20 protein-coding genes are annotated in these 24,108 nt (G+C 65.9%); 8 read left to right on the forward strand and 12 right to left on the reverse strand.

Features of this window, described 5'->3' with window-relative positions; genetic code table 11:
- Window positions 1-29 precede the first annotated feature (29 nt).
- The 3 genes from WKW82_RS16695 to WKW82_RS16705 form a co-directional block, all read right to left on the reverse strand.
- On the reverse strand, window positions 30-659 hold the full coding sequence (locus WKW82_RS16695; RefSeq protein ID WP_340343428.1) for a 3'-5' exonuclease: 630 nt from the start codon (window positions 657-659) through the stop codon (window positions 30-32).
- Window positions 656-2,473: a DUF294 nucleotidyltransferase-like domain-containing protein gene (locus WKW82_RS16700; RefSeq protein ID WP_340343603.1), complete on the reverse strand. Its 1,818-nt coding sequence runs from the start codon at window positions 2,471-2,473 to the stop codon at window positions 656-658. Before WKW82_RS16700 ends, WKW82_RS16695 begins: the two co-directional genes overlap by 4 nt.
- A 146-nt stretch (window positions 2,474-2,619) precedes the next feature.
- Window positions 2,620-3,630 carry an AraC family transcriptional regulator gene (locus WKW82_RS16705; protein WP_340343429.1) on the reverse strand — a complete coding sequence of 337 codons (1,011 nt, stop codon included), beginning with the start codon at window positions 3,628-3,630 and terminating at the stop codon, window positions 2,620-2,622.
- A 207-nt stretch (window positions 3,631-3,837) separates the two neighbouring features.
- On the opposite strand from WKW82_RS16705, the gene WKW82_RS16710 reads away from it, so the two are divergent.
- From WKW82_RS16710 to WKW82_RS16720, 3 genes are all read left to right on the forward strand, one after another.
- Complete coding sequence (locus WKW82_RS16710; protein ID WP_340343430.1) at window positions 3,838-5,286, forward strand: FAD-binding oxidoreductase; 1,449 nt, start codon at window positions 3,838-3,840, stop codon at window positions 5,284-5,286.
- Between the two features lie 58 nt (window positions 5,287-5,344).
- Window positions 5,345-6,634, forward strand: a complete 1,290-nt coding sequence (locus WKW82_RS16715; RefSeq protein ID WP_340343431.1) for a tetratricopeptide repeat protein — start codon at window positions 5,345-5,347, stop codon at window positions 6,632-6,634.
- Window positions 6,635-6,708: 74 nt separating this feature from the next.
- On the forward strand, window positions 6,709-7,659 hold the full coding sequence (locus tag WKW82_RS16720) for a hypothetical protein (protein ID WP_340343432.1): 951 nt from the start codon (window positions 6,709-6,711) through the stop codon (window positions 7,657-7,659).
- A gap of 72 nt (window positions 7,660-7,731) precedes the next feature.
- On the opposite strand, the gene WKW82_RS16725 is transcribed toward WKW82_RS16720, so the two are convergent.
- From WKW82_RS16725 to WKW82_RS16760, 8 genes are read right to left on the reverse strand one after another with little or no spacing between them, the layout of a single operon-like run.
- The gene (locus tag WKW82_RS16725; protein ID WP_340343433.1) at window positions 7,732-8,352 is read right to left on the reverse strand and encodes an ANTAR domain-containing response regulator; all 621 of its coding nucleotides are present in this window, start codon (window positions 8,350-8,352) and stop codon (window positions 7,732-7,734) included.
- A 3-nt stretch (window positions 8,353-8,355) separates the two neighbouring features.
- On the reverse strand, window positions 8,356-9,498 hold the full coding sequence (locus tag WKW82_RS16730; protein ID WP_340343434.1) for a transporter substrate-binding domain-containing protein: 1,143 nt from the start codon (window positions 9,496-9,498) through the stop codon (window positions 8,356-8,358).
- A gap of 11 nt (window positions 9,499-9,509) precedes the next feature.
- Window positions 9,510-10,508: an asparaginase gene (locus WKW82_RS16735; protein WP_340343435.1), complete on the reverse strand. Its 999-nt coding sequence runs from the start codon at window positions 10,506-10,508 to the stop codon at window positions 9,510-9,512.
- Window positions 10,509-10,512: 4 nt separating this feature from the next.
- Window positions 10,513-11,220, reverse strand: a complete 708-nt coding sequence (locus WKW82_RS16740; protein WP_340343436.1) for a branched-chain amino acid ABC transporter ATP-binding protein — start codon at window positions 11,218-11,220, stop codon at window positions 10,513-10,515.
- A complete protein-coding gene (locus tag WKW82_RS16745) occupies window positions 11,217-13,028 on the reverse strand; it encodes a branched-chain amino acid ABC transporter ATP-binding protein/permease (RefSeq protein ID WP_340343437.1) in 1,812 nt (603 codons plus the stop codon). Before WKW82_RS16745 ends, WKW82_RS16740 begins: the two co-directional genes overlap by 4 nt.
- The gene (locus WKW82_RS16750) at window positions 13,021-13,854 is read right to left on the reverse strand and encodes a branched-chain amino acid ABC transporter permease (RefSeq protein ID WP_340343438.1); all 834 of its coding nucleotides are present in this window, start codon (window positions 13,852-13,854) and stop codon (window positions 13,021-13,023) included. The genes WKW82_RS16745 and WKW82_RS16750 overlap by 8 nt, the downstream gene beginning before the upstream one ends.
- 35 nt (window positions 13,855-13,889) lie before the next feature.
- A complete protein-coding gene (locus WKW82_RS16755; RefSeq protein WP_340343439.1) occupies window positions 13,890-15,053 on the reverse strand; it encodes a substrate-binding protein in 1,164 nt (387 codons plus the stop codon).
- Between the two features lie 58 nt (window positions 15,054-15,111).
- The gene (locus WKW82_RS16760) at window positions 15,112-16,002 is read right to left on the reverse strand and encodes a nitrilase family protein (protein ID WP_422823503.1); all 891 of its coding nucleotides are present in this window, start codon (window positions 16,000-16,002) and stop codon (window positions 15,112-15,114) included.
- 394 nt (window positions 16,003-16,396) lie between these two features.
- Between WKW82_RS16760 and xapA the strand changes: the two genes are divergently transcribed.
- Genes xapA through WKW82_RS16785 form a run of 5 tightly spaced genes read left to right on the forward strand, consistent with a single transcriptional unit; the run spans window position 16,397 to window position 22,939 of the window.
- On the forward strand, window positions 16,397-17,269 hold the full coding sequence (gene xapA, locus WKW82_RS16765) for a xanthosine phosphorylase (RefSeq protein WP_340343441.1): 873 nt from the start codon (window positions 16,397-16,399) through the stop codon (window positions 17,267-17,269).
- A gap of 6 nt (window positions 17,270-17,275) precedes the next feature.
- Window positions 17,276-18,478 carry a phosphopentomutase gene (locus WKW82_RS16770; protein ID WP_340343442.1) on the forward strand — a complete coding sequence of 401 codons (1,203 nt, stop codon included), beginning with the start codon at window positions 17,276-17,278 and terminating at the stop codon, window positions 18,476-18,478.
- On the forward strand, window positions 18,475-19,431 hold the full coding sequence (deoC, locus tag WKW82_RS16775) for a deoxyribose-phosphate aldolase (RefSeq protein WP_340343443.1): 957 nt from the start codon (window positions 18,475-18,477) through the stop codon (window positions 19,429-19,431). The genes WKW82_RS16770 and deoC overlap by 4 nt, the downstream gene beginning before the upstream one ends.
- A 17-nt stretch (window positions 19,432-19,448) precedes the next feature.
- Window positions 19,449-21,818 carry an aldehyde dehydrogenase family protein gene (locus tag WKW82_RS16780; RefSeq protein WP_340343444.1) on the forward strand — a complete coding sequence of 790 codons (2,370 nt, stop codon included), beginning with the start codon at window positions 19,449-19,451 and terminating at the stop codon, window positions 21,816-21,818.
- A gap of 44 nt (window positions 21,819-21,862) precedes the next feature.
- A complete protein-coding gene (locus tag WKW82_RS16785; protein ID WP_340343445.1) occupies window positions 21,863-22,939 on the forward strand; it encodes a porin in 1,077 nt (358 codons plus the stop codon).
- Window positions 22,940-23,069: 130 nt separating this feature from the next.
- On the opposite strand, the gene WKW82_RS16790 is transcribed toward WKW82_RS16785, so the two are convergent.
- On the reverse strand, window positions 23,070-23,984 hold the full coding sequence (locus tag WKW82_RS16790) for a LysR substrate-binding domain-containing protein (RefSeq protein ID WP_340343446.1): 915 nt from the start codon (window positions 23,982-23,984) through the stop codon (window positions 23,070-23,072).
- Window positions 23,985-24,108: the final 124 nt, after the last annotated feature.

The following is a 24,108-nucleotide window of genomic DNA, read 5'->3' on the forward strand; positions in this document are numbered from 1 at the left end:
TTGGCATCCAAGGTGAATTGCAATGACGACTACTTCATGTTCCGCAATTTCACGAAAGCCAACCCCGCCATCACGGCGTCATTCAGCGCATCGTGCGCGTCGCGCTGCGGCAGGCCCAGGTCGCTCATGATCGTCTGGAAGCGCAGGTCGATCGTGCCGCCGCGCAGGTGCGCGGGTAACTGCCGGCTCTTGTAGTCGTAGTACATCGCCGAGACCTCGATCTTCGGCTGCGGCAGGCGCACGCCCAGCATGGGCCGGATCTCACGGTTGAGCATGGCGACATCGAACGCCAGGTAGTAGCCCACCAGCGGACGGCTGCCGATGAAGTCGAGCAACCGGCGCACCGCTTGCACCGGTTCCATGCCGAGTGCAACGTCCTGCTCGCGCAGCCTGTGCACGCGCACGCTCTCGCTCTTCAACGCCTGCTCGGGCCGCACCAGCAGTTCGAGCCGCTCGCTGGTCAGCAGGCGATTGCCGACGATGCGCACCGCGCCGATCGAGATGATCCGGTCGCGCCGCACATCGAGGCCGGTGGTCTCGCAATCCAGCGTGACCCATTCGTCCTTGGGTGGCGCGTCGTACATGAAGGCGAAGCGCGCATCCGCCAGCTGACGGCGCATCCAGCGGCGGCGCACCGCGTCGAGCCAGCGCGGCGTCATGCCGTCTCCAGGTGGAACTGATGGCGCACCAGCACCTTGAAGCGCTTGACGACGGCCAGCGCATCCTTGAGCAGGTCGCGCTCGAGGCTGCTCATTCTTCCGGTCGAGATCGCGCCGCTGACCGCATGGCCCGCGTCGAGTTCGGCCAGCCCGGCCTGCAGCTTGAGACCCATCATGAAATGCAGGCTGTCGACCAGGTCGTTCGCAAGATCCTGCGGCAGGCGTCCCACGGCCACCAGCGCATCGAGGCGTGCGACGGTGCCGGTGGCGTGGACATGGTCGCGCAGGGCCAGGCTGCGCACGCCGTGCACGATCGGAAAGATGCCTGCTTTCTTCAGGTCGAGGACCTGCTTGTCGTGCTCGCCGAGGAGCAGCCTGTTCCACCATCCGCCGCCGGCATCGGGGAACGCATCGATCGCGGCGGCAAAGCGGGCGAGCCATGCATCATCGGACGCGACGAGGTCATCGACCTGGCTGCGCACGCCGGCCAGCAGCGCCGCGTCGCCGGCCACGGCATGCGCGTCGATGAAGATGGCGAGCGACATCAGGCCCTGGGCATCGGGCTGACGCAACCAGTGGCGCACCACGGCCGCGAAGTCGCTCGCGCCGCGGCGCCAGGCCGGATTGCTGACCATGATGCCGCCCGGGCAGTCCGGATAGCCGAACTCCCGCAACGCGGCGGAGAAGCGGGCGCAGGCATCCTCCACCACGTCGGCACTGACGGTGGTGCCATCGCGCAGGACCAGTCCGTTGTCCTGGTCGGTCTTGAGCAGTTGTTCGCCGCGACCTTCGCTGCCCATGACGAACAGGCAACTGTCGGCCAGCAGGCCGGGCGGGGCGACCAGTTGCCACGTGCGCTCGAACAGCTTGGCGTTGAGCGCCTGCACCAGCCTGCCGATCTGGCCGACGCGCGTGCCGCCGCGATGGAGCAGGGCGATGAAGCGCGTGATCTTTTCCGCCTCTTTGCGCAGCGCTTCGAGGTCCTGCGCCCGCACGATCTGCACGGTGATCAGGTAGGAATGATTCGACAGGAAGCTCAACAGGTCGAGCTGTTCCAGCAAGCCGACGATGCGGCCCTCATCCGACACCACCAGCCGGTGCACCTGGTGCTGGATCATCAGGGCCAGCGCGTCGAACAGCGGGGCGCCCGGCGCGATCTTCACCAGCGAAAAGGTGGCCAGCTCGCGCACCGGCCAGTCGGCCAGCGGCCGGCCCTCGGCCACGGCGCGCTGCAGGCCGGTGTTGGTGAAGATGCCGAGTCGCTCGCCATCGCGAACCAGCAGGCTGCTGGAATGGTTCGCCTGCATCACCCGGGCCGTCTCGACGAGGCTGGTGGCACCCTCGACGACATGGGCAGGGCGCAGGAATGCGTCCTCGACGCGCGACATCGCGAGCGCCTGCATCTCGCGCTGGCCGTGGCGCTGCGACAGCGCGCCGAGCTTGCTCGACAGGTCGGAGAACAGCAGGGCGCCAAAGCCCGCATTGCGCGCGATCAGGTCGCTGACGGTCGCCTTCGCGAGCTGGTAGGCCAGCACCTCCTCGGCGGCGACGAATCGGCTGCTCGCCCGCCCCGCGACCAGTGCGCGGCCGTCGAAGCAGTCCTTGGGTCCGTAGCTGGCGATGGCTTCATGGCCGTCCAGCTGAGAAACGTGGCCCTTGATGACGACGAACAGGTGCAGCGGCTCGATGCCCGGCGCCAGCAGCGTCTCGCCTTCTCGGAAGTAGGCGATGTCGACGCTGTCGCGCACCATCCGCTGCTCGGTGACATCCAGGCAGTCGAATGGCGAGGCCGTGAAGTCGAACGCATTGGGCATGGCTGCCAATGATGGAGCCATTCGGCCAGCTTGTCTGCGGCCGGTGTCAGTGCCCCGACGCGACCTTGGCGCCGATGTCTGCCGCCGATCGACCTGCTGGCGTGCCAGGCGCCGTGCTCCATTTCGGCGATGGCGTGCAGGTGCCACTATTCCGCAGTGGCATCCCGCTCGCGCCGCCACAGGCCGGGCGGTTTGCCGACCAGGCGCTTGAACGCACGCGCGAACGCGGCCTCGGAGTCGTAGCCCACGTCCAGCGCGATGGCTGCGACGGTGGCGCGTGTCTCCAGCAACAGGCGTGCAGCCGCCTGCATTCGCCATTGCGCGAGGTATTGCATCGGCGCCACGCCCACAAGCTGTACGAAGCGGTCATGCAGGGCAGAGCGGGACAGGCCGGCGAGCCGGCCGAGCTCATCGACGGTCCATTCCTTCGCGGGATGCTCGTGCATCAACGCCAGCGCGCGGCCGACGAAGCGATCGCGCAGCCCGGCCAGCCATCCGGCGCTCTGCGTGGGCAGTTGGTCCGCATAGCGGCGCACCGCATCGACGAACATCATCTCGCTCATGCGTGCCAGCATCGCCTCGCCGCCGGGCCGCTGCGCATGCGACTCGGCCACGGCCTGCTGCGTGAACTTCGCGATCCAGGCGCCATCCTCGCTGGCGCGCAGGTGCAGCATCCGCGGCAGCGAATCGATGAGCGGGTTGAAGGGTTGCAGGTCCAGGCCGAGGAAACCGCAGATGATGTTCACGTCGGCATCCGCGTTGGGCGTACCCGCAGGCGGCAGCAGGGCGTCGTTGCCGTTGTAGGCCACGCGCAGCGGAAGGTTGCCCGCAGCCTCCAGGCCGGGGAACCAGCTCATGTCGCCGTTGCCGCGCAGGCCCGGCGCGCTCGACATCACATGCGCGTCGCCGTGGGGAAACATCACCACGTCGCCCGCGGACAGTTGCACCGAAGGCCCGCCGGGAATGCTGGCCCAGCAAGTGCCGTGCGCGACCGCGTGGTACTCGATGACGTGGTCGACGCCGTGCATCAGCATCGGTGCGAGCTCCTTTGCCGAAGGCGCCTCGGTGGCCCAGTCGCTTTGCGCGCTGACGTTGAAGAACACCGCGCCGCGCAAGCGCACGCCGCGCAGCACGTCGGACAGCGTGTCCTGGCTCATGCGTTCTTTACCGCGGCGGCGTTTCGATCAAGTCGCGCGGACGCCCGATCAAGCCGGCGCGCCGGGCACGCACAACAAAGGATGCGCGATCAAGTGCGGTGGACGCGCGGTGAAGCGCGCAGGCGGGCGCCGCAAAAGAATGACTGCACCCGTCGAGAACCCAACACGGTGGCTTGTTCTTCAACTCATTGGTCACAGGAGCACCTCATGCAAACTCTCACTTACCTTACGCTGGACAAGGATGTCCGGCAAGTACGCCAGCACGATGTCGAAGCCTTCGCCGCGCAGGTCAGCGGCGGCGTGCTGACAGCAGCAGATGGGGCCTGGGACGAGGCACGCAAGGTCTGGAACGCGACCGTCGATCGCCGCCCCGCGTTGATCGCGCGCTGCATGAACGACAGCGATGTCCAGGCCGGCGTGCGCTTCGCGGCTGCGCACCGCATGCTGATGAGCGTGCGCGGCGGCGGCCATCACATCGCGGGCAACGCGGTGGCGGAGGGCGGGCTGATGCTGGACATGTCGGGCATGCGCGCAATCGAGATCGATCCAGTGAAGCGAACGGCGCGCGTCGGCCCCGGCGCCTTGCTCGGCGACTTCGACCGCGCCGCACAGGCCCACGGATTGGCCACACCGCTCGGCATCAACTCCACCACCGGGGTGGCGGGGCTCACGCTGGGCGGCGGCTTCGGCTGGCTGACGCGTCGCCATGGCATGAGCATCGACAACCTGCTGAGCGCGACGGTGGTCACTGCCGACGGCGCGGTGCGTTTGGCCTCGGCCACGTCGCAGCCCGACCTGTTCTGGGCGCTGCGTGGCGGTGGCGGCAACTTCGGCGTGGTGACTTCGTTCGAGTTCCGACTTCATCCGGTCGGGCCGGAGGTCTACGGCGGCCTCGTGGTCTACCCGTTCTCGCAAGCCCGCCAGGTGCTGCGCGCATGGCGCGACTTCACTACGGATGCGCCCGATGAAATGAGCGTGTGGGCCGTGCTGCGCAAGGCGCCGCCGCTGCCCTTCCTGCCCGAATCGGTGCATGGCAAGGAGGTGGTGGTGCTGCCGCTGGTTTACTGCGGCAAGGTGGAGGATGGCGAGCACATGACGGCGCCTGTGCTGAAGTTCGGCGACCCGGTGGGTGTCCAAGTCGGCCCCACGCCCTATGCCGGCTTTCAGACTGCGTTCGACCCATTGCTGGCGGCGGGTGGTCGCAACTATTGGAAGTCGAACAATTTCGCGAGCCTGAGCGATGCGGCGCTGGATGGCGTGATCTCATCGGTCGCATTCCTGCCCGGGCCGGAGTGCGAGATCTTCATTGCCCAGCTCGGCGGGGCGATGGGGCGAGTGAAGCCCACCGCAACCGCGTTTGCCGGCCGCGATGCGCGCTACATCATGAACGTGCACGGCCGCTGGTCCGATAGCAAGGATGACGACAAGGTGCGTGCCTGGGCCCGCCGCACCTTCGAGGATGCCGCGCCGCATGCCACCGGCAGTGGGTACGTCAACTTCCTGACGGAGGACGAGGTCGAACGCGTGAGCATGAGCTACGGCGTCAACTACGCGCGGCTGCAGGAGATCAAGCAGCGCTTCGACCCGGACAACCTGTTCCGGATGAACCTCAACATCGCGCCGGCGGCGCCTCCGTTTCGGCGGGTGGCGATATGAGCGTCGTCCGGCCGCCCGAAGGCGCTCGCCCCGCAGCGCGCGGCGCGAAGGTGACCCAATGATCGCCGCAATGGATGCACGTGGCTGCCGCATCACCGGCGCCACACCCGCGGGCCTCCACGCCTTCGAACGTGCGCTGGTCTCATTCCAGAACTGGCGTGCCGGCGCCGATGCGGCGGTGGAGGATGCCTTGCACAAGGCGCCGGGCTTCGTGATGGCCCACGTGCTGCGCGCATGGCAGTTCCTCTGCAGCCGCGATCCGCGGCGGATGCGGCTGGCGCGGCCGGTGTTCGTGAAGGCAGACGGCCTCTCCTCCAGCCTGCGCGAGCAACGTCACCTCACCGCCATCGCCGCCGTGCTGGGCGACGACTTCGAGGGCGCGAAGGCGGCGCTCGGCGCCTTGCTGAAGCTGCACCCGCGCGACGTGCTGGCGCTGCAGGTGGCGCACGCGCTGGACCACGTCACCGGCGACCTGGCCGGCTTGCGCGAGCGCGTGGCCGCCGTGCTGCCGCACTGGTCCTATTCCATGCCCGGCTATCACGCGGTGCTGGCCATGCATGCCTTTTCGCTGGGGGAGTGCGGCGAGTACGAGCGTGCCGAGCAAGCGGCGCACGCCGCGCTGAATGCCAACGCCCTGAACGCCCGTGCGCACCATGCCCTGGCGCATGTCTTCGAAATGACCGACCGCGCCGACGAGGGGGTGCATTGGCTGGACCGGCATGCCGATGCATGGGGCCGGGACACCGTGGTCGCGACGCATTGCCGGTGGCACCTGGCGCTGTTCCACCTGGCGCGCGGCGATGGCGAGGCGGCATTGGCGCTCCATGACCAGCACATCGGGGCAGGGCCGTCCAGCGACCTTTCCGACCTGATCGACGGCGCCGCGCTGCTGTGGCGCGTCGAGCTGGCGGGTGGCGATCCCGGTGCGCGCTGGGCCAGGCTCGCGCAGGCATGGGTGCCGCGCATCGACGATGGCTTCTGCAGCTTCAACGACCTGCATGCGATGCTCTCGTTCGTCGGTGCGCGCGACTGGGACAGTGCGAAACGCCTGGAACAGTCGCTGGCGCGCGCCCAGCAGTTGCCCACGCGGCACGGCGAGACCACGCGGCAACTCGGCCTGGCCGCGTGCCGCGCCTTGATGGCCTTCGGCACCGGCAACGATGCGCTCACGACCACGCTGCTGGCCAGCCTGCCCGCGATGGCGCACCGGCTCGGCGGCAGCCATGCGCAGCGCGACGTGCTGCATCTGACGTTGCTGAAGTCCATCGAGCGCATGCGGCGGCCGGCGAGGAACGGTTTTCGTGCGGGAGCGGGAATGGCCTGGAACGGGCGTGAGGCACTTGCGTGACTTCGCTTGCGCGACCGGCACCATAGAATTTTTTGAGCGGCCGGCTTTCCTGGCCGATCTCACCCAGCCGATCCATGACCTCACCCTTCGCCGAATCCTCGTTCCTCTGTGGCCCCTTGCGCAAGCCTCGCCAGATGCTGGCCGACCAGCGCTACGACGGCCACAAGTCCATCCACGACGACGCCATGGCCGAAGGCCTGGGCCTGCGCGCGGGGCCGATCGAAGGGCCGACGCATTTCAGCCAGTTCGATCCGCTGCTCTACAAGGTCTTCGGCCAGGCCTGGTTCGAGACGGGCTGCATCAGCGCGCACTACCAGAACATGGTGGTCGAGGGCGAGGAGGTGCGGGCTTTCGTCGAATCCGCACCCTCGCAGCATCCGCGCTTCGTGCGCATCTGGGCCGAGAAGCGCGACGGCACGCCGGTTCTGGCGGGCTCGGCTTCCATCGGCGACGCGAACGGCCTGCCGCACGAGATCCAGAATCGCATCGCCAAGCTGCGGCCGGCCACGGGCCTGGTCATCAACCGCGACCTGAAGGTGGGTCAGCGCGGCGCGGTCGTCGAGAAGATCCGCATGGGCTTCGACGACCACATGGGCGACCACTACCCGTTCACGCTGGCCGACAAGCTGAAGGTCATCACGGAGCCCTGCGCCTGGTATTCACGCGAGACCGGCACCCAGTCGCCCTGGGGCCGGCCGATCATCCCGATGGAGATGATCAGCGTGCTGCTGGGTTCGACCTCTGCCGAGGCCCAACTGAGCGGCCGCAAGCCGGCTGTCGGGCTGTTTGCCGGCCAGGAGATCCGCTTGCTGAAAGGGCCGTTGTTTGTCGACCAGGACTACGAACTCGAGCGCGAGATCATCGCCCTGAGCGAGAGTGCGCGCACGGAATCGGTGTGGATTTGCACACGTGTCTTCGAAGCGGGCTCGCGTGAGGCGGTGGCGGAGATGATCCTCAACGGGGCGGTGATGAAGGCCTCGTACCCGGCGTATGAGGAGGAGGCTCGGGCGTTGGGTTTGGGGTGATGCCAGGTGCCTTGCTCGCGGTCGCCGGCCTGATCGCCGGGTACCGTTCCAGGGGGCAATGCCAGCCACTGCTCAGCGCGGTCCGCCTGCACGCCCCAGCCCGAGCTTTTCCATCGCTTCGTGCGCATCGATGATCATCGCGGAGACTTCGGCCACCGTGATGCGCAGCTTGGTGGCCCGGGATCGCATGTGTTCATACGCCTGCGTTTCGGAAAGCTGCTGGCTCTCTGACAGCATGCGGATGGCCCTTTCGATCTGCCGGCGCGACTTGATGGTGTCTTCCAGCTTCTGGACCTTGCTTTGAAGCCGCGCCTGAAAGCTCTGAGCGGAACGCGCCAGCACCAGAGTGCTCAAGATGCCTGATGACCGGAAGGGTCGGGTGATCACGCCATGCGCGCTGGTGTCGAGCAGCAACTTCAGCGTCGTCGGGCTTTCGTAGTCCGACAGCGCGATCAGTGTGGCGTCGATCGAACTGGCGGTCCACGTCGAACTGCCCTGCAACTCCTGCGCCACCTGGAAGAAGATGACGTCGGCTTCCGCGGGCGGGTCACCAGGAAAGGGCCAGACGATGCGAAGCCGGCAACCGATGCGCTTCAACTGGTCGATCAGGACCTCGCGTTCCTCGCCCGGTGGATAGACGACGGCCACGCTGATGCTGCGCAAGTCTTCATGGAGGCGGCGGATACTGCTCACGGTTCAACTCAGCCAGAACTCTGAAAAGCCGAAAGTCGACAGGTAGGGGTCGGGCTTGATCGGCTCCCTGCCTTCCCAGACCACGTCGAACTGGCCGTCGCGCCGGCACACGCCGATTCGTGGCGTCAGCGCGCAATGGTTGTTCTCCGCATCGATGGCCAGCAGCCCTTCCGGTGAATCGAAAGTCACCGCGTGCGCGCTCTGGACCAGCTTTGCCGTATCCAGGCTACCGGTGCGCTCCAGAGCGAGCGCGAACAGGTGCACCTGGTTGTACGCCATTTCCGACCAGGTGCTGGTGGGCTTGTTGCCGAAGCGCTGGTGCCAGAGCGAAACGAAGTGCTTGTTGCTCGGGTTGTCGAGTGAATTGAAGTACGTCGCCGCAGTGATGTGACCTTCGCACAACTCCGCCCCGATCAACCGGATTTCTTCTTCCGCCATGGACAGGCTGGCAATCGGAATGTCCCTGGGATCGAGGCCATGCTGTCGATAGCGCTTGTAGAACATGCGGGCCGATTCACCAACCAGGGTCGAGAACACGACATTGGGCCGGAGTTCGGCGATGTCGCGAAGCACTTCATCCAGTTGTGCTTCGGTGGCTTCGATCGGCAGATAGACCTCGTCCATCACCTCGCCGTCGTGTTGCTCGACCATGTCGCGCATCACCCGGTTCGATTCGCGCGGATAGATGTAGTCCGCACCCACCAGGAAAAACTTCGCCCCCTTGTTGCGCAACAGATAGGCTGCGAGTTGCATGCTGTTCTGGTTGAGCACTGCGCCGGTGTAGATCACGTTGGGCGAGTATTCGAAGCCTTCGTAGAACGAGCAGTACCAGAGCAAGCCATTGTTGCGCTCGATGACCGGCAGCACTGCTTTTCGGCTGGACGACCGTGAGCAGCCAAAAATCACGTTGACATCGTCGTCGATCAGCAGATGCGTTGCCAGTCGCCGGTATTCCGAGGATTCGCCCTTGGGGTCGTAGGCGATGGGCGCCAGCTTGCGGGCGAGCACGCCGCCCCTGGCATTGATCTCCTCGATCGCCAGGACCGTTCCGAAGAAGTGCTCGGACTCGGTCACGCCGGTGGCGCCCGATCGGGAGAACAGGACGCCAATGCGCCAGTCGGCAGTGGAAGGTTCAATGATTGCCATGGACATGGATCCTAGCGATCGAACAGGCCTTGCAGAGCCACGGGGGATACAGGAACCTGGAGTGCCAGCATCAGCAGGATCCTGGCCTTCTGCGGGCTGAGGTCATCCGCGAACACCGCGCCAGCATCCTGGAGCGTTTTGCCACCCCCTGTAAAGCCGTAGATCGGCCGCACCCTCCCGTTGGGAACGCGCGTGGAGATCACGACCGCCACACCGGCATCGATGACCTCCCGGATGGCCTCGTACATCGGCAGGCTGACATTGCCCCAGCCGAGGGCCTGCACGACCACGCCCCTGGCGCCGTTGCTCGCTGCGCAGCGGATCATCGATCCATCGGCGCCGCCGTACATGGGCACGATCGCCACCTCCGGCAGGCGACGGGTCAGTGGAAGGTGCTGCCGCCGCAGCGGCGCGCGCGCGAACACCACCCGGTCGTCGTCGACGACACCGAGGAAGCCGAAGTCACCGGACTTGAAGGCCTCGACATCCGAGGTGTGGGACTTGGTGACTTCGCGCGCGGCGTTGATCTGGTTGTTGAGCACCACCATCGCGCCCATTCCGGCGGCATCGGGCGCGGTGCAGACACGCGCCGCATTCAGCAGATTGCGCGGCCCGTCGTAGTCCGGCTCGGATGCGTTGCGTTGAGCACCGAAGAGCACCACGGGCTTGGTGCTCGTCACGGTCAGGTCCAGGAACCAGGCGGTCTCTTCCAGGGTGTCCGTGCCGTGCGAGATGATGACGCCCGCCACATCGTCCTGCGCCAGCGCATCTTCCACGGCCAGATGGAGCCCCACCCATTGCACCGGCCCCATGTAGTCCGATGGCAGGTTGAACAGGTTGTTCACCCGCAGGCTTGCAATGCGTTGCAAGCCGGGAGCGCTGGCCAGCAGGTCGTCCCCGGAGAGCGTCGGTACCGGCGCCCCGGTGGCAGGATCGACCTTCATCGCGATCGTTCCGCCCGTGGAGATGAACTGGCAGACGCGTGGCGCCCTGCGGAGGTTTGTGTTCATGCGATCAGACCCGAAGGTGTTTGAAGACTTGTTCGGCGGCATCATCGTCCCTGGCATTGCCTTCGTCGACGATCTCGCCTTGCTTCAGGATGACGAAGCGATCGACGACCTTCAGCGCGAATGGAACGTTCTGCTCGACGATGAGCATGGTGGTGCCGTGCTTTTCCCGCTCCCACAGCAGTGCGGCGGCCAGACGATCGATCACCGAGGGTTGAAGCCCTTCGGTGATCTCGTCGAGCAGGATCACCGACGGCCGCATCATGAGCGCGCGCGCCAGCAGCAGCATCTTCTGCTCTCCGCCCGAAAGCGTTCCGGCGTATTGCCTGAGCCGGGTCTTGAATACCGGGAACACGGGTTCGATTTCCGCGAAGCGCTCGTCGAAGACCGATTCCTTCGCCAGGCCCAGGCGCAGGTTGTCACGGATGCTGAGGTCGGCGAAGAGCGCGTGCTCCTGCGCCGCATAGGCAATGCCCATGCGGGCGACCCGGTGCGGCGGCAGCCGCGTGATGTCGCCGCCCGCGAGATGAATGGCACCGGCCTTCTTCGGCAGGTAGCCCATGACGGTCTTCAACAGCGTGCTCTTGCCCATGCCGTTCTTGCCCAGCAGGGCCACCGCTTCCCCCGTCCGGATCGAAAGCGACACATCCCGCAGCACCACCGAGCTCTTGTAGCCGCTGGTGACGGCATTCAGTTGCAGCGCGGACTGGTTCATGCGGCCTCCCTGGCGGCGTGCGCGCTGCCGGCGTAGATGGTCTTGACCAGGTCGGAATTCACGACCTCCTGAAAGCTGCCCTGCATGACGATCGTCCCCTGGTGCAACACAACGATGCGCGTCGCGATTTCCTCGACAAAGTCGAGGTCGTGCTCCACCAGCAGGCAACAGAGTTGATAGCGAAGCGCCAGCGATGAGAGCACCTTGCCGATCTGCGTGCGCTCGGCCTTGGTGAGGCCCGCCGTGGGCTCGTCGAGCAGCACGATCTTCGGCTCCAGTGCCAGCACCATCGCCAGTTCCAGCGCCTGCTGTTCCCCGTGTGACAGATCTCGCGCGACCACATCCAGCTTGCGGTCGAGTTCCGTGGTCCGGACCACGTCCAGCGCGTAGGGCGGCAGCCGCAAAGTGCTGTCGTTGCGCACCAGGGAAGGCCTCTCCAGGATCGTCCCCGCGATGCGCAGGCATTCGGCGACAGTCAGCGACTCGAACACATTGGCATTCTGGAACTTGCGGCCCAGCCCGAAATGCACGCAGGCATCGGGAGGCAGTCGACCGATGTCGTTGCCACACAGTTCGACCGTGCCGGAGGTGCGATCGGCGCCATCGCTCATGCAGCGCATCAGCGTCGTCTTGCCCGCGCCGTTGGGTCCGATCAGACCCACCAGTTGTCCCGCGTGCGCCTCCAGGTCGATGCCTTGCAACACCTTGAGGCTGCCAAAGCTCCTGGTCACGCCGTGCATCGCCAACGCGGGTTTGTCCGATGCTGCCGCTGACGACCGCACGGCGCGTTCGGTCAGCGTCAACGCCTTGGCCGACTGGCGGCCCAGGCCCAGCGGCTTCAGCAACAGGGGCACAAGGCCTTGCGGCAGCAGCACGATGACCAGCACGAAGGCCACGCCCAGGATCAACTGCCAGGCGAAGGGCATGCTGCTGCTGAGGTAGGCGGTCGCGACATTGATCAGGACTGCGCCGATCAACGGCCCCCACAAGGTTCCGCGGCCACCCAGCGCCACCCAGATGATCAGTTCCGTACCGAAGACGAAGCCCGTGAGCTCCGGTGCGACGACACCGCTGAACGAGCCGTAGCCGAAGCCGGCAAGTCCCGTGACCACGGCTGTGGCAACCAGCAGGCAGATTTTCACGACCGGGGCATTGATGCCGAGATACGCGCAACGGGATTCGTTGTCGCGTATGGCCGCGAGGATGCGGCCCGCATCGCTGCGCACCACCATCCAGGCGAGCAGACCGGCGATGACCACCGCCGCACCGGATACCCAGTACCAGGCTTCGATCGACAGGTCGAAGGTTTCAAAGCCCGTGAGTCCCGAACTCGATCCGGTCCATTCACCACCCGACAACAACAGTTGCGTCAGCACGATCGGCAGCACCAGCGAGATGACGGTCGCGAAGAATGGCGATGCGCCCCGGTAGAACGACAGCCAGCCCACCAGCGCGGCCACCACGGCCACGACCAGCACAGCCGCGCCAAGTGCAAGAAGGACGGTGCTTGTCGAGAAACCCCAGTGCGTGAATCCCAGGCCCGCCGCATAGGCGCCGATGCCGAAGAACGCGGATTGCCCGAAGGTCAGGTATCCGGTGTAGCCCCAGAGCATGTCGACCGTGATCGCCGCGATGGCGAAGAAGAAGGACTTGATCAGGATATTGAGCAGGTAGGTGTCGAACACCCACGGCCCGATGACGATGAGCAGGACGCCTGCCGCGCCGAGCAGGAGCGGGCCGCGTGCTGAGCGAATCGGCCGGCCTCCTTGAGCGGCCACCGGAAGTGCGGCCATGTTGGCTTCAGCCATGTGCAAACCCCTTGGGACGAATGCGCAGCGTGACGGCTGCAAGAACGGCGATGGTCAGGCCACCGAGGACCGGACTGGCATAGGTGCTCACCAGCACCTGGCAAGTTCCGAACACGAGACAGGTGAACATCAGGCTCAGCATCGAGTGGCCCGACACCATCACGAGCATGAAGGCGCTGACCAGCCACGGCATGCCCATGTTCGGGTCGACGCTGGAGAGCGGCGTGATCATGGTGCCGGCGAGGGTCCCCAGCCCGGCGCCCAGGCTGAAGGTCACGAAGCGCACCCAGCCGGAGTGAATGCCCAGGCCGCTGGCCAGATCCTCATTCATGATGACGGCGCGGGTGCGGATGCCGAAGCGCGTGCCGTTGAGCAGGCCGGTCAGCAACAGGCACAGCACGATGGCGACCGGGACCAGCAGCAACCGGTACGCCGAATAGTCGACGCCGAACACCGACCATGTGCCTGACAGCGGCGCGTCCACGAATTGCACCTCGCGGCCGAACGCCATCACGATCAGTTGGCCAATCACAATGCCCAGCCCCCAGGTCGCCAGGATGGCGTCGAGCGGCCGCTTGTACAGCGGCTTGACGATCAGCCACTCGACGGCCATGCCGACCACCACTCCGGCCGCCAGCGCCAAAGGCCAGCCGAGCCAGGGGTCGAGTTTGAGCTGCGTCACCACGTAGCTCGCGTAGCCGCCCAGCGTGAGCAGCGCGCCGTGAGCGAAGTTGACGATCTTCATCACCCCGAAGATCATCATCAACCCCGCCGTGACGACGAACAGCATAGAAGCCGTCGTCATCAGGTCCAGTAGCAGCACCATGAATTACTCCTTGTCTGTGATGGATGCGTGCCGTCTCAGTTGACGTTCGGGCATTGCGCGCCCGGGTCCACATTGGCGAAGGTCTCGAGGATCTTGATGGAGCCGTCCGGCTGGACCTGGCCGAGGCGCATCGACAGCGGCGTGTGGCGGCTCTTGTTCATCTGCACCTTGCCACGCGGCCCGTCGAACGAAACTTCCGCAAGCGCCGGAATTACCTTTGCAGAATCGGTTGAGCCGACCTTTTCGACGGCGGCCTTGTAGAGGTAAAAGGCTTCGTACTGTGGCTCCGACAGTTCATTGGGTGTCTCGAGGTCGGCACCGAACTTCTTCGTCATCGCGCTCACGAACTTCCTGTTCTCGGGCGAGTCGATGCTGGTCAGGTACGAGGCCGACATGTACATGCCGCTGGCGACCTCACCCATGGTCCTGGCCGTCCCTTCGTCGATGGCCAGGTTGCCGTAGGGCAGCGTCATGCCGGCGCCCTTGAGTTGCTTGGCGAGCGACACATTGGGCGCGCCGCCGGCGGTCGCGCTGATCAGGGCGTCGGGCTTGACCGAGCGGATCTTCGAGATGACGGAAGTCCAGTCGCTGCCGTCGATGGGCAGGAATTCCTCGCCGATCACCTTGCCACCCTTTTCTTCGATGTACTTTTTGGTGAAGTTCAGCATGCCGCGTCCGAACGCATAGTCATTGCCGACCAGGAAGAAGGTCCTGGCGTTCTTTGCCTTGGAGAAATAGTCGACCACCGGCGCCACTTGCTGCTCCGGTACCCACCCGTTGACGTACATCGAGTTGTTGCATGAGCGGCCTTCGTAGAAGGAGGTATAGATGTAAGGCACCTTGCCTTTGCTCACCACAGGCAGCGCAGCGTTGCGTGCGGCGCTGGTCTCCATGGCGATGATCGCGTTGACCTTCTTCTGGAACACGAGCGTGTCGAAGGCCTTCTGCGCCCCGACGGCGCCCGATGCGTCATCGACGATTTCAAGTTCGACCTTGCGCCCGAGGATGCCGCCGGCGGCATTGATTTCATCGACGGCGAGTTGCGACGACTGCACGACAGCAGGCGCCACCACGCTGTTCGCGCCCGAGAGACCGACGGCCACGCCGATCCTGACAGGATTGGCTGCGTAGGCGCTGACTGCAATGGCGGCCGTCGCGGCAATGGCGCTCAGGCGGAAGAAGTTCTGGAGTGTGGACATGGCAAGACCTCGTGAGTGATGTGTGGGTGGAAAAAAAATGGTGGAGCGTGGGTTGGAATCAGTACCGCGGCAGTGGCCAGCCGGTGCCGAGCATGGGGTCGTAGACATCGTCCCTGCGGTCGCGCAGGACGCAGTTGAAGGCGTTGAGATGACGCGCGCTGCGCGACTTCCTGAGGTTGATCGCCGCGTAGAGGATCTCTTCGCCGTCCTTGCTGGCGGGGCCTGCGATGGGCCAGCCCTGCTCGTTGACGATCAGGCTCTGTCCGATGAAAGGCTGGCCGCGCTCGATGCCGACGCGATCGGCGCAAATGATGTTCAGGCCATTGGCATGCGCGTTCGCCATGGCGAGCGTGTTGGCCATGGCCATCTGGCCGCTGGCCTGGCCGGGCATCGGCACCCAGTTGGTCGGCATGCATACGATGTCCGCGCCTTGCATGGCCAGCAGGCGATACACCTCCGGGAACCAGCCGTCGTAGCAGATGACGACGCCAAGGCGGCCAAGCTCGGTGTGAAATACCGGCAGGCCGAGGTCTCCGGATTCGAAGAACAAGTGCTCGTCGCCCCACAGATGCAACTTGCGGTAGGTGCCGATGTAGCCCTTTGGACCCGCGATCAACGCGGCGTTGAAGAGGCGGTCGCCGACTCGCTCCGCGATACCCGCGACGACGTGGATGTTGCAGCGGCGCGCAACGTCGAGCCATGCCCTGGAACTCTCGCCGTCCGGCACCGATTCGGCGAGAGCGAACGCCTCTTGCCTTGAGGCGAACACGTAGCCCGTGTTGGCCAGTTCCGGCAGGACCGCGACCACCGCGCCCTGCCTTGCGGCTTCCTCGATCAAGTCGATGGACTGCTGCAGGTTGGCGGCCTTGTCGCCAATCCGTGGCGCCATCTGGATGCTCGCCACCTTCACGTCGGGGAAGACGTTCGCCTCGTCGGCGCTTCGAACCATTGTCATCTGTGCTCCAAAAACGAAAAAGCCCTCGATCACGCTTTCGCGTAAATCGAGGGCTTTCATAGCCGGTATGTGTAGCAGCGCTGTTGCTGCGCGACGGCAAATCAAACCGATTGCTGTCGTGGGGTTGGAGATTATGGAGATGAAGACTTCATGTCAACGCTTCATTTGTCCATGTAAACCCTGAGTCGCCTGGCCTTCGCTGCGCACGCGACGGACTCAGGGGGCCGATGGCCCGATCTCCGAAGCCATACAGAAAACATTGGCCGCGCAGACATAAATGATATTTGTCATATAGCTGCCGCTCGCGGACCATCACGGCTCCCAGCGTCCATGCCACCGGCAATCGAGCCGGGTCCGGCGCGGCGCAACCAGACACGAGAGGCATTCCATGACGACGAGCGACTGTTCCAACCTTTCCTTCGAGGCCCGTGATGCCTTCCAGAAGCGCATGCCGGGCTTCGTGCCGCGCGTGGCGATGGTGCTGGGCTCCGGCCTCGGTGCGCTCGCGGAGCAGATCAGCGACGCGGTGACCTTCCCCTATGCGGATCTGCCGGGCTTCCCGGTTTCCACGGTGCACGGCCATGCCGGTGAACTCGTGGCGGGCCATCTCGGCGGCGTGCCGGTGGTGTGCATGAAGGGCCGCAGCCATTTCTACGAAGGCAAGGGCACGGCGGTGATGACCTCGGCGGTGCGCACCTTCAAGCTGCTCGGCTGCGAATCGATCTTCCTGACCTGCTCTGCCGGCTCGCTGCGCCGCGAAGTGGGGCCGGGGCAACTGGTGGCGCTGACCGATCACATCAACGCCATGCCGGGCAATCCGCTGATCGGCCTGAACGACGAGCGCTTCGGTCCGCGCTTCATGAGCATGGCCAACGCCTACGACGCCGACCTGCGCGCCATCCTGAAGGATGCCGCGACCGAACTGTCGGTGCCGTGGCACGAAGGCGTATACGTCGCGTACAGCGGCCCCAGTTTCGAGACGCCGGCCGAGATCCGCATGATGCAGGTCATCGGTGGTGACGTGGTCGGCATGTCGACGGTGCCCGAGGTCATCACGGCGCGCCACTGCGGCCTGAAGGTCACGGCGGTCGCGACCATCACCAACCTGGCCGAGGGCCTGTCGGACTTCCCGCTGTCGCACGAGCAGACGCTCAAGTACGCGGCCATCGGCGCCAGGGACCTGACGCGCCTGATCCAGGCGTATCTGGCGCGCATTGCACGTGTCGAGCGTGTTGAACGCGTTGAACGCCTGGCCGCCTGATCCGCCATGACACGCAGCTTCATCCTCGTGCTGGATTCGCTGGGCGTCGGTGCCGCACCCGATGCAGCGGCCTTCGGCGACAGCGGTTCGAACACGCTCGGCCACATCGCCGAATGGCGCGAGGCGCAAGGCCAGCCCTTGCGCATTCCGCACCTCGAAAGCCTGGGCCTTGCGGCCGCATCGCACGCTGCCAGCGGCACTTGGCCGGCCGCGTGCGCGCAGCGTGATGGCTTCACCGGCGCGTGGGCCGCGGCCGCCGAGCGCTCGCGCGGCAAGGACACACCCAGCGGTCATTGGGAGATGAGTGGCGTGCCGGTCGATTTCGACTGGGGCGTGTTCGCGGAACCGGACCCGTGCTTCCCGCCGGAACTGATCCGTGCCTGGACCGAGGCTTGCGGCCTGGACGGCATCCTCGGCGACTGCCATGCGTCCGGCACGGAGATCATCGCGCGCCTGGGTGACGCGCATGTCGCCACCGGCCGGCCCATCGTCTACACCTCGGGCGACTCGGTGTTCCAGGTCGCCGTGCACGAAGAGCACTTCGGCCTGGAGCGGCTCTACAAGATCTGCAAGGTCGCGTTCGAACTGCTGCAGCCGTACCGCATCGCCCGCGTGATCGCGCGCCCGTTCACCGGCGCCAACGGCGACTACAAGCGCACGGCCAACCGCAAGGACATCGCCGTGCCGCCGCCGGGCGAGACCTTGCTTGACGTGGCCTCGCGCGAAGGGCGCGAGGTGATCGCGCTGGGCAAGATCGGCGACATCTTCGCGATGCGTGGCGTGACCCAACTGCACAAGGCGCCGGACAACATGGGCATGTTCGACCACCTGATGACGCAGGTCGACAGCGCACCCGAAGGCGCGCTGGTGTTCGCCAACTTCGTCGACTTCGACCAGAACTACGGCCACCGCCGCGACCTCGCAGGTTACGCGCAGGCGCTGGAGGCATTCGATGCGCGACTGCCCGCCTTCATGGCGAAGTTGCGTCCCGGCGACCTCTGTGCCTTCACGGCAGACCACGGGTGCGACCCGACCTTTCCCGGCAGCGACCACACACGCGAATACGTGCCGCAGCTTTTCGCCGGCCCTGGCGTGAAGGCGCAGTCGCTGGGCCTGCGCGAATCCTTCTGCGACCTCGGCCAGACGGTCGCCCGCCACCTCGGCCTGCCGGCACTGATGCACGGCACCCCGCTTTCCCTGAGCGCATGACCATGACTTCCCACTCTCGTCCCGGCGGCATTCCGCTCGACCTGTCGCTCATCGAATCGGTGCGCGTCAACCAGCCCGCCGTGCGGCGCCGCATCGATTCACTGAACGCCCGCCGATCGCAGAAGAAGGACTGGCAGGCCGCATGGCTGGTGAAAGCCATCCAGTGCATGGACCTGACCACGCTGTCCGGCGACGACACGCCCGGCCGTGTCGCGCGCCTGTGTGCCAAGGCGCGCCAGCCGCTGCGCCGCGACCTGATGGCGGCACTCGGACTCGACGCGTTGCAGACCGGCGCCGTGTGCGTCTATCACGAGATGATCGCGCCCGCCGTGCGCGGCTTGCAGGGCAGCGGCATCCCGGTCGCCGCGGTGTCCACGGCGTTCCCGGCGGGCCTGTCCAGCATGGAGACCAAGCTGCGCGAGATCGAACTCTCGGTGCAGGACGGCGCGCGCGAGATCGACATCGTCATCAGCCGCCGCCATGTGCTCACGCAGGATTGGGCCGCGCTCTACGACGAGATGAAGGCGTACCGCGCCGCTTGCGGCGAGGCCCACGTCAAGGCCATCCTCGCCACCGGCGACCTGCAGACGCTCGACAACGTCGCGAAGGCGAGCTGGGTCTGCATGATGGCCGGCGCCGACTTCATCAAGACCTCGACCGGCAAGGAAGGCATCAACGCCACGCTCGACGTGTCGCTCGTGATGGTGCGCGCCATCCGCGACTACCTGGCGCTCACCGGCGACAAGGTCGGCTACAAGCCCGCGGGCGGCATCGCCACCGCAAAGATGGCGCTGCAGTACCTCACGCTGATGAAGGAAGAGCTGGGCAACGACTGGCTGCAGCCTGACCTGTTCCGCTTCGGTGCTTCCAGCCTGCTGACCGACATCGAACGGCAGCTCGAGCACCACGTCACCGGCAGCTATTCCGCTGCGCACCGCCACGCCATGCCATGAGCCAAGGCCCCACCACCATGTCCCACATCAGCGAAATCCTCCAGACCATGGACTACGGCCCTTCGCCCGAATCGGCCACCGCCGCGCAGCAATGGCTGGACCGCCATCAGCGCAGCTTCGGTCTCTACATCAACGGGTGCTGGACGCCCGCGGCCACGCAGTTCGAGACGCGCAATCCGGCCACCGGCGACACGCTCGCGCAAGTGGCGCAGGCCAGCGATGCCGACGTGGACGCCGCCGTTGCCGCCGCCACCGCGGCGCTCGGCCCGTGGCAGCAAATGGGCGGCCACCGCCGTGCGCGCTACCTCTATGCCCTGGCGCGCGCCCTGCAAAAACACAGCCGCCTGTTCGCGGTGCTCGAATGCCTGGACAACGGCAAGCCCATCCGCGAGACGCGCGATGCCGACGTGCCGCTCGCCGTGCGCCACTTCTATCACCACGCAGGTTGGGCGCAACTGTTGGACACCGAACTGCCGCAGCATCGCGCGCTGGGCGTGGTCGGCCAGATCGTGCCGTGGAACTTCCCGCTGCTCATGCTGGCGTGGAAGATCGCACCGGCGCTGGCCTGCGGCAACACGGTGGTGTTCAAGCCGGCCGAGTTCACGCCGCTGTCGGCGCTGCTGTTCGCCGAGATCTGCACCGAGGTCGGCTTGCCGCCGGGCGTGGTCAACATCGTCACGGGCGATGGCAGCACCGGCCAAGCCATCGTGTCGCATCCGGGCATCGCCAAGATCGCGTTCACCGGTTCCACCGAAGTCGGCCGGCTGATCCGCGAGGCGACTGCCGGCGGCGGCAAGAAGCTGAGCCTGGAGCTGGGTGGCAAATCGCCGTTCATCGTGTTCGCGGATGCGGACCTCGACGCCGCGGTGGAAGGCCTGGTCGACAGCATCTGGTTCAACCAGGGGCAGGTGTGCTGCGCCGGCTCGCGCCTCCTGGTGCACGAAGCCGTGGAGCAGCGCTTCCTGGACAAGCTGCGCCTTCGCATGGCCAACATCCGGGTCGGCAGCCCGATGGACAAGTCCACCGACATGGGCGCGCTCATCGATGCGAGCCAGCAGCAGCGCATCGCGCGCTACGTGGCGCAGGCGCGGGAAGAGGGCGCGACCGTGTGGCAGCCTGCCGGCGAACTGCCTGGCGCGGGATGCTTCTACCCGCCGACGCTGATCACGGACGTGAGCACCAGCGCGACCGTGGTGCAGGAGGAAATCTTCGGCCCGGTGCTGGTGGCGATGAGCTTCCGCACGCCGGCCGAGGCGGTCGAACTGGCGAACAACACGGTGTATGGCTTGGCGGCCTGCGTGTGGTCCGAGTCGATCAGCCTAGCGCTCGACGTGGCACCGCGCCTGAAAGCCGGCGTCGTGTGGATCAACACCGCGAACCAGTTCGACGCGGCCTGCGGCTTCGGCGGCTATCGCGAATCGGGCTACGGCCGCGAAGGTGGTCGCGAAGGGCTGCTGGAGTACCTTGTCGCGTGCAGCGAGGACGCACGGCCTGCCGCACCGCGGAAGCTGGCGGTAACGCAGGGCACGACCGTCGATGCGGGAAGCGCCATCGACCGCACGCCCAAGCTGTACATCGGTGGCGCGCAGGTGCGGCCGGACAGCGGCTACAGCGTGGAAGTCCGCCTGGGCGACCAGGTGCTGGGCCAGGTGCCGGAAGGCAACCGCAAGGACATCCGCAATGCGGTCGAAGCGGCACGCAAGGCGGTAGGCTGGGAGCGCAGCAGCGGCCATGCACGGGCGCAGGTCCTGTACTTCATCGCGGAGAACCTCGAGGCGCAGCGCGCGCGCTTCGTCGCCGCGCTGGCGCAAGTGCAGTCCCTTGCGGACGCGGAGCGCGAGTTCGACGCCAGCCTCGACACCTTGTTCCACTACGCCGCGTGGGCGGACAAGTTCGACGGCGCGGTGCACCAACCGCCGATGCACGGCATCGTCGCCGCGCTGAACGAGGCGCTGGGCGTGATCGGGATCGTGTGCCCCGACGAGGCGCCGCTGCTGGGCCTTGTCGCGCTGGCCGCACCCGCCATGGCACTGGGCAATCGCGTGGTGCTGCTGCCGTCCACGACGCTGCCAACCATTGCCACCGACCTCTACCAGGTGCTGGACACCTCGGACCTGCCGGGCGGTGTGCTCAACATCGTCACCGGGCCCGTCGCGGCGCTTGCTCCCACGCTGGCATCGCATGCGGATGTGGATGCCCTCTGGCGCCACGACGGCGATGCGGCCGGTTGCGCCGAGGTCGAGCGCCTGTCCATTGCCAATCTCAAGCGGACGTGGGTCGGTGGCGCGAAGGGGCGCGTGTGGACCGATCCGGCGCAAGGCCGGGGTCCGGAATTCCTGCGTCACGCGAGCCAGGTCAAGAACATCTGGGTGCCTTACGGCGTGTGACCCGTCATCACCAGAAAAAACGATTCACCAACAGAGGGAGAAAAGTGCGAATCCGTATTCACATTGCCATGGGCGCCATGGCGCTCGCATCCATGGCCAATCTTTCATCGGCCCAGTCACTCGCGGCCTTCGGTCCGAGTGGCGATTACCTCCGGTTTTCAGGCTTGCTGGATCTCGGCGTCGGCCGAGTCATCAACAAGTCGGCTGCAGGGGTCAAGGCGACCGTGAGCGAATTGCACCAGGCCGGCAGTGGCGGCTCCGTGCTGGATTGGGTCGGGCGCGAAAACCTGGGCGGCGGGATGTACACCGGCTTCCTTCTGGAGACGTCCATCCAGACCGACACCGGTGGCATTGGCAGCCTCCCAACGGGTCCGTACTTCAACCGGACTTCGGCTGTCTACCTCGGCAACAACTGGGGTGAACTGGCGCTGGGCCAGGTCCGTACACCCACGTACTCGAACATCGTGTTCCACGATCCGATGTTCAACAACGGCTACAACGGGAGCATGAAGCTCATCAGTCCACTGGGCACCCGGGTGAACTCGCTCTACCAGAACATCAACTCGATCAACTACTTTCTTCCGCCGGGCGCTGGCGGGGGCTTCTACGGCCATGTGCAAGCCACGTTTCCCGAAGGGCAACCCAACCAGAAATACTTTGGCTGGAACTTCGGCTACGCCAAAGGGCCGATGGACATCGGTGTCGCACGAGGAACCACCGAAACCACGCCGGGCAATCCCGATTACGTGATGACCAACGTGGGCGGCTCCTACGATTTCGGAATCCTCAAGCTCATCGGCTTCTACGTCAATTCCAAGTACGGCGACGCGTCGCAGAACGTCTATCTTGCGGGCGTGACATTCCCCATCGGCGTCAACCAGATCAAGCTGAGCTATTCCAGGGGCCGGTATTCCGGTGGCGCGCTGGGCGGTGCATCGGCGAATGCCGCGGGCGTGCAGGTGATTCACTTCCTGTCGAAGCGCGTGGGGATCTACGGCAACTTTGCCCGCGTCAACAATTCGGGGAAGGCTGCGTTCCGGTTGCCGACGCCGCAGAACACGGCGTCGACGCTCGGCGGCTCCTCGACCGGCTTCGACGCAGGCCTTCGTCTCGCGTTCTAGCCAGCAAGTTTGAGAGAGCGCCTGCAGGAGCGAGCGATGTCTGTTCGTGGGCACCCGCGGAACCGGCTTTGCCGGGCCGCTGGGTGCGCCCCCTTGAGGGGGAGCGCCGCAGGCGCATTCGGGGGTGGGATCACTTCGCAATCTCCCGCATGACCTCGATGAAGCGAGCGACGGCGGGCGAGGGCGCCTGTTCACGGACGTGCAGGTAGAGGTCCGCCGTGGGCAGTTCCTCCGCGACCGGCTTGAACACGACCCCAGGCCAGGAGATCCTGGCAAGCTCTCCAGCCAGCAACGCAAAGCCCAATCCGTTGGCCGCCAGCGCCAGAAGGGTTTGCGGTTCGCGCGCCACGTGGGCCACTTCAGGGGTGAGGCCCAGGCCGCGCATCGCAGTCATGGAGTCTGCCGCGATGCTCGAGATGGTCGTGTTCAGCGACAGGTAGGGCATGGACTTCAGCGCCGCCAGGCTGACCTTGCGCCGGCGCGCCAGCGGGTGGTAGGCCGGCAGCACCACCATCAGCTTGTCCTTGCTGATCAGGATGCGCTCGAGGCCGGGAGCGGGCTGACTCTCGCCGCGCCAGACGCCCACGTCGATGCGGTGGTCGTGCAGCGCAAGCACCTGGTCGGCGGGGTTGGACTCGCGCAGCGACCACTGGACTTGCGGATAGCGCAGGTGGAACTCCTTGAGCATCTGCGGGAAGTCGCCCCACATGATCGAGCTGACGATCCCCACGCGCACCTCGCCCATCTCGCCACGCCCGATCTGCATCACATGCTCGATGCCACGCGCCGCGCGCGCAAGCACCGAGCGCGCTTCCTCCAGCATCGCCTTGCCCGCTTCGGTCAGGAAGATGCCGTTGCGGTGGCGCTCGAACAACTGCACGTCGAGCGTCTGCTCCAGTTCCTTGATCGTCACGCTGAGCGGTGGTTGCGAAAGATGCAGCCGCTCGGCGGCGGCCGTGATGCTGCCAGCCTCGGCCACCGCCACGAAGTAGCGCAGATGGCGGAGGTCGATCCGGTTCGACAGTCGGGTGGCCTCTGATGGCATATGCAGTTCCTATGGCGATGGTACGAAATTGATATTTGATATAGGTGCGACTGCGTCACATCATCGAGCCGAAGCGGTCGAGCAAGCATCGCGCCACCCCCACGGAATCCGGCATTCCGCCGCA

The sequence above is a fragment of the Variovorax rhizosphaerae genome, from assembly GCF_037889975.1.
Lineage (GTDB): Bacteria > Pseudomonadota > Gammaproteobacteria > Burkholderiales > Burkholderiaceae_C > Variovorax > Variovorax rhizosphaerae.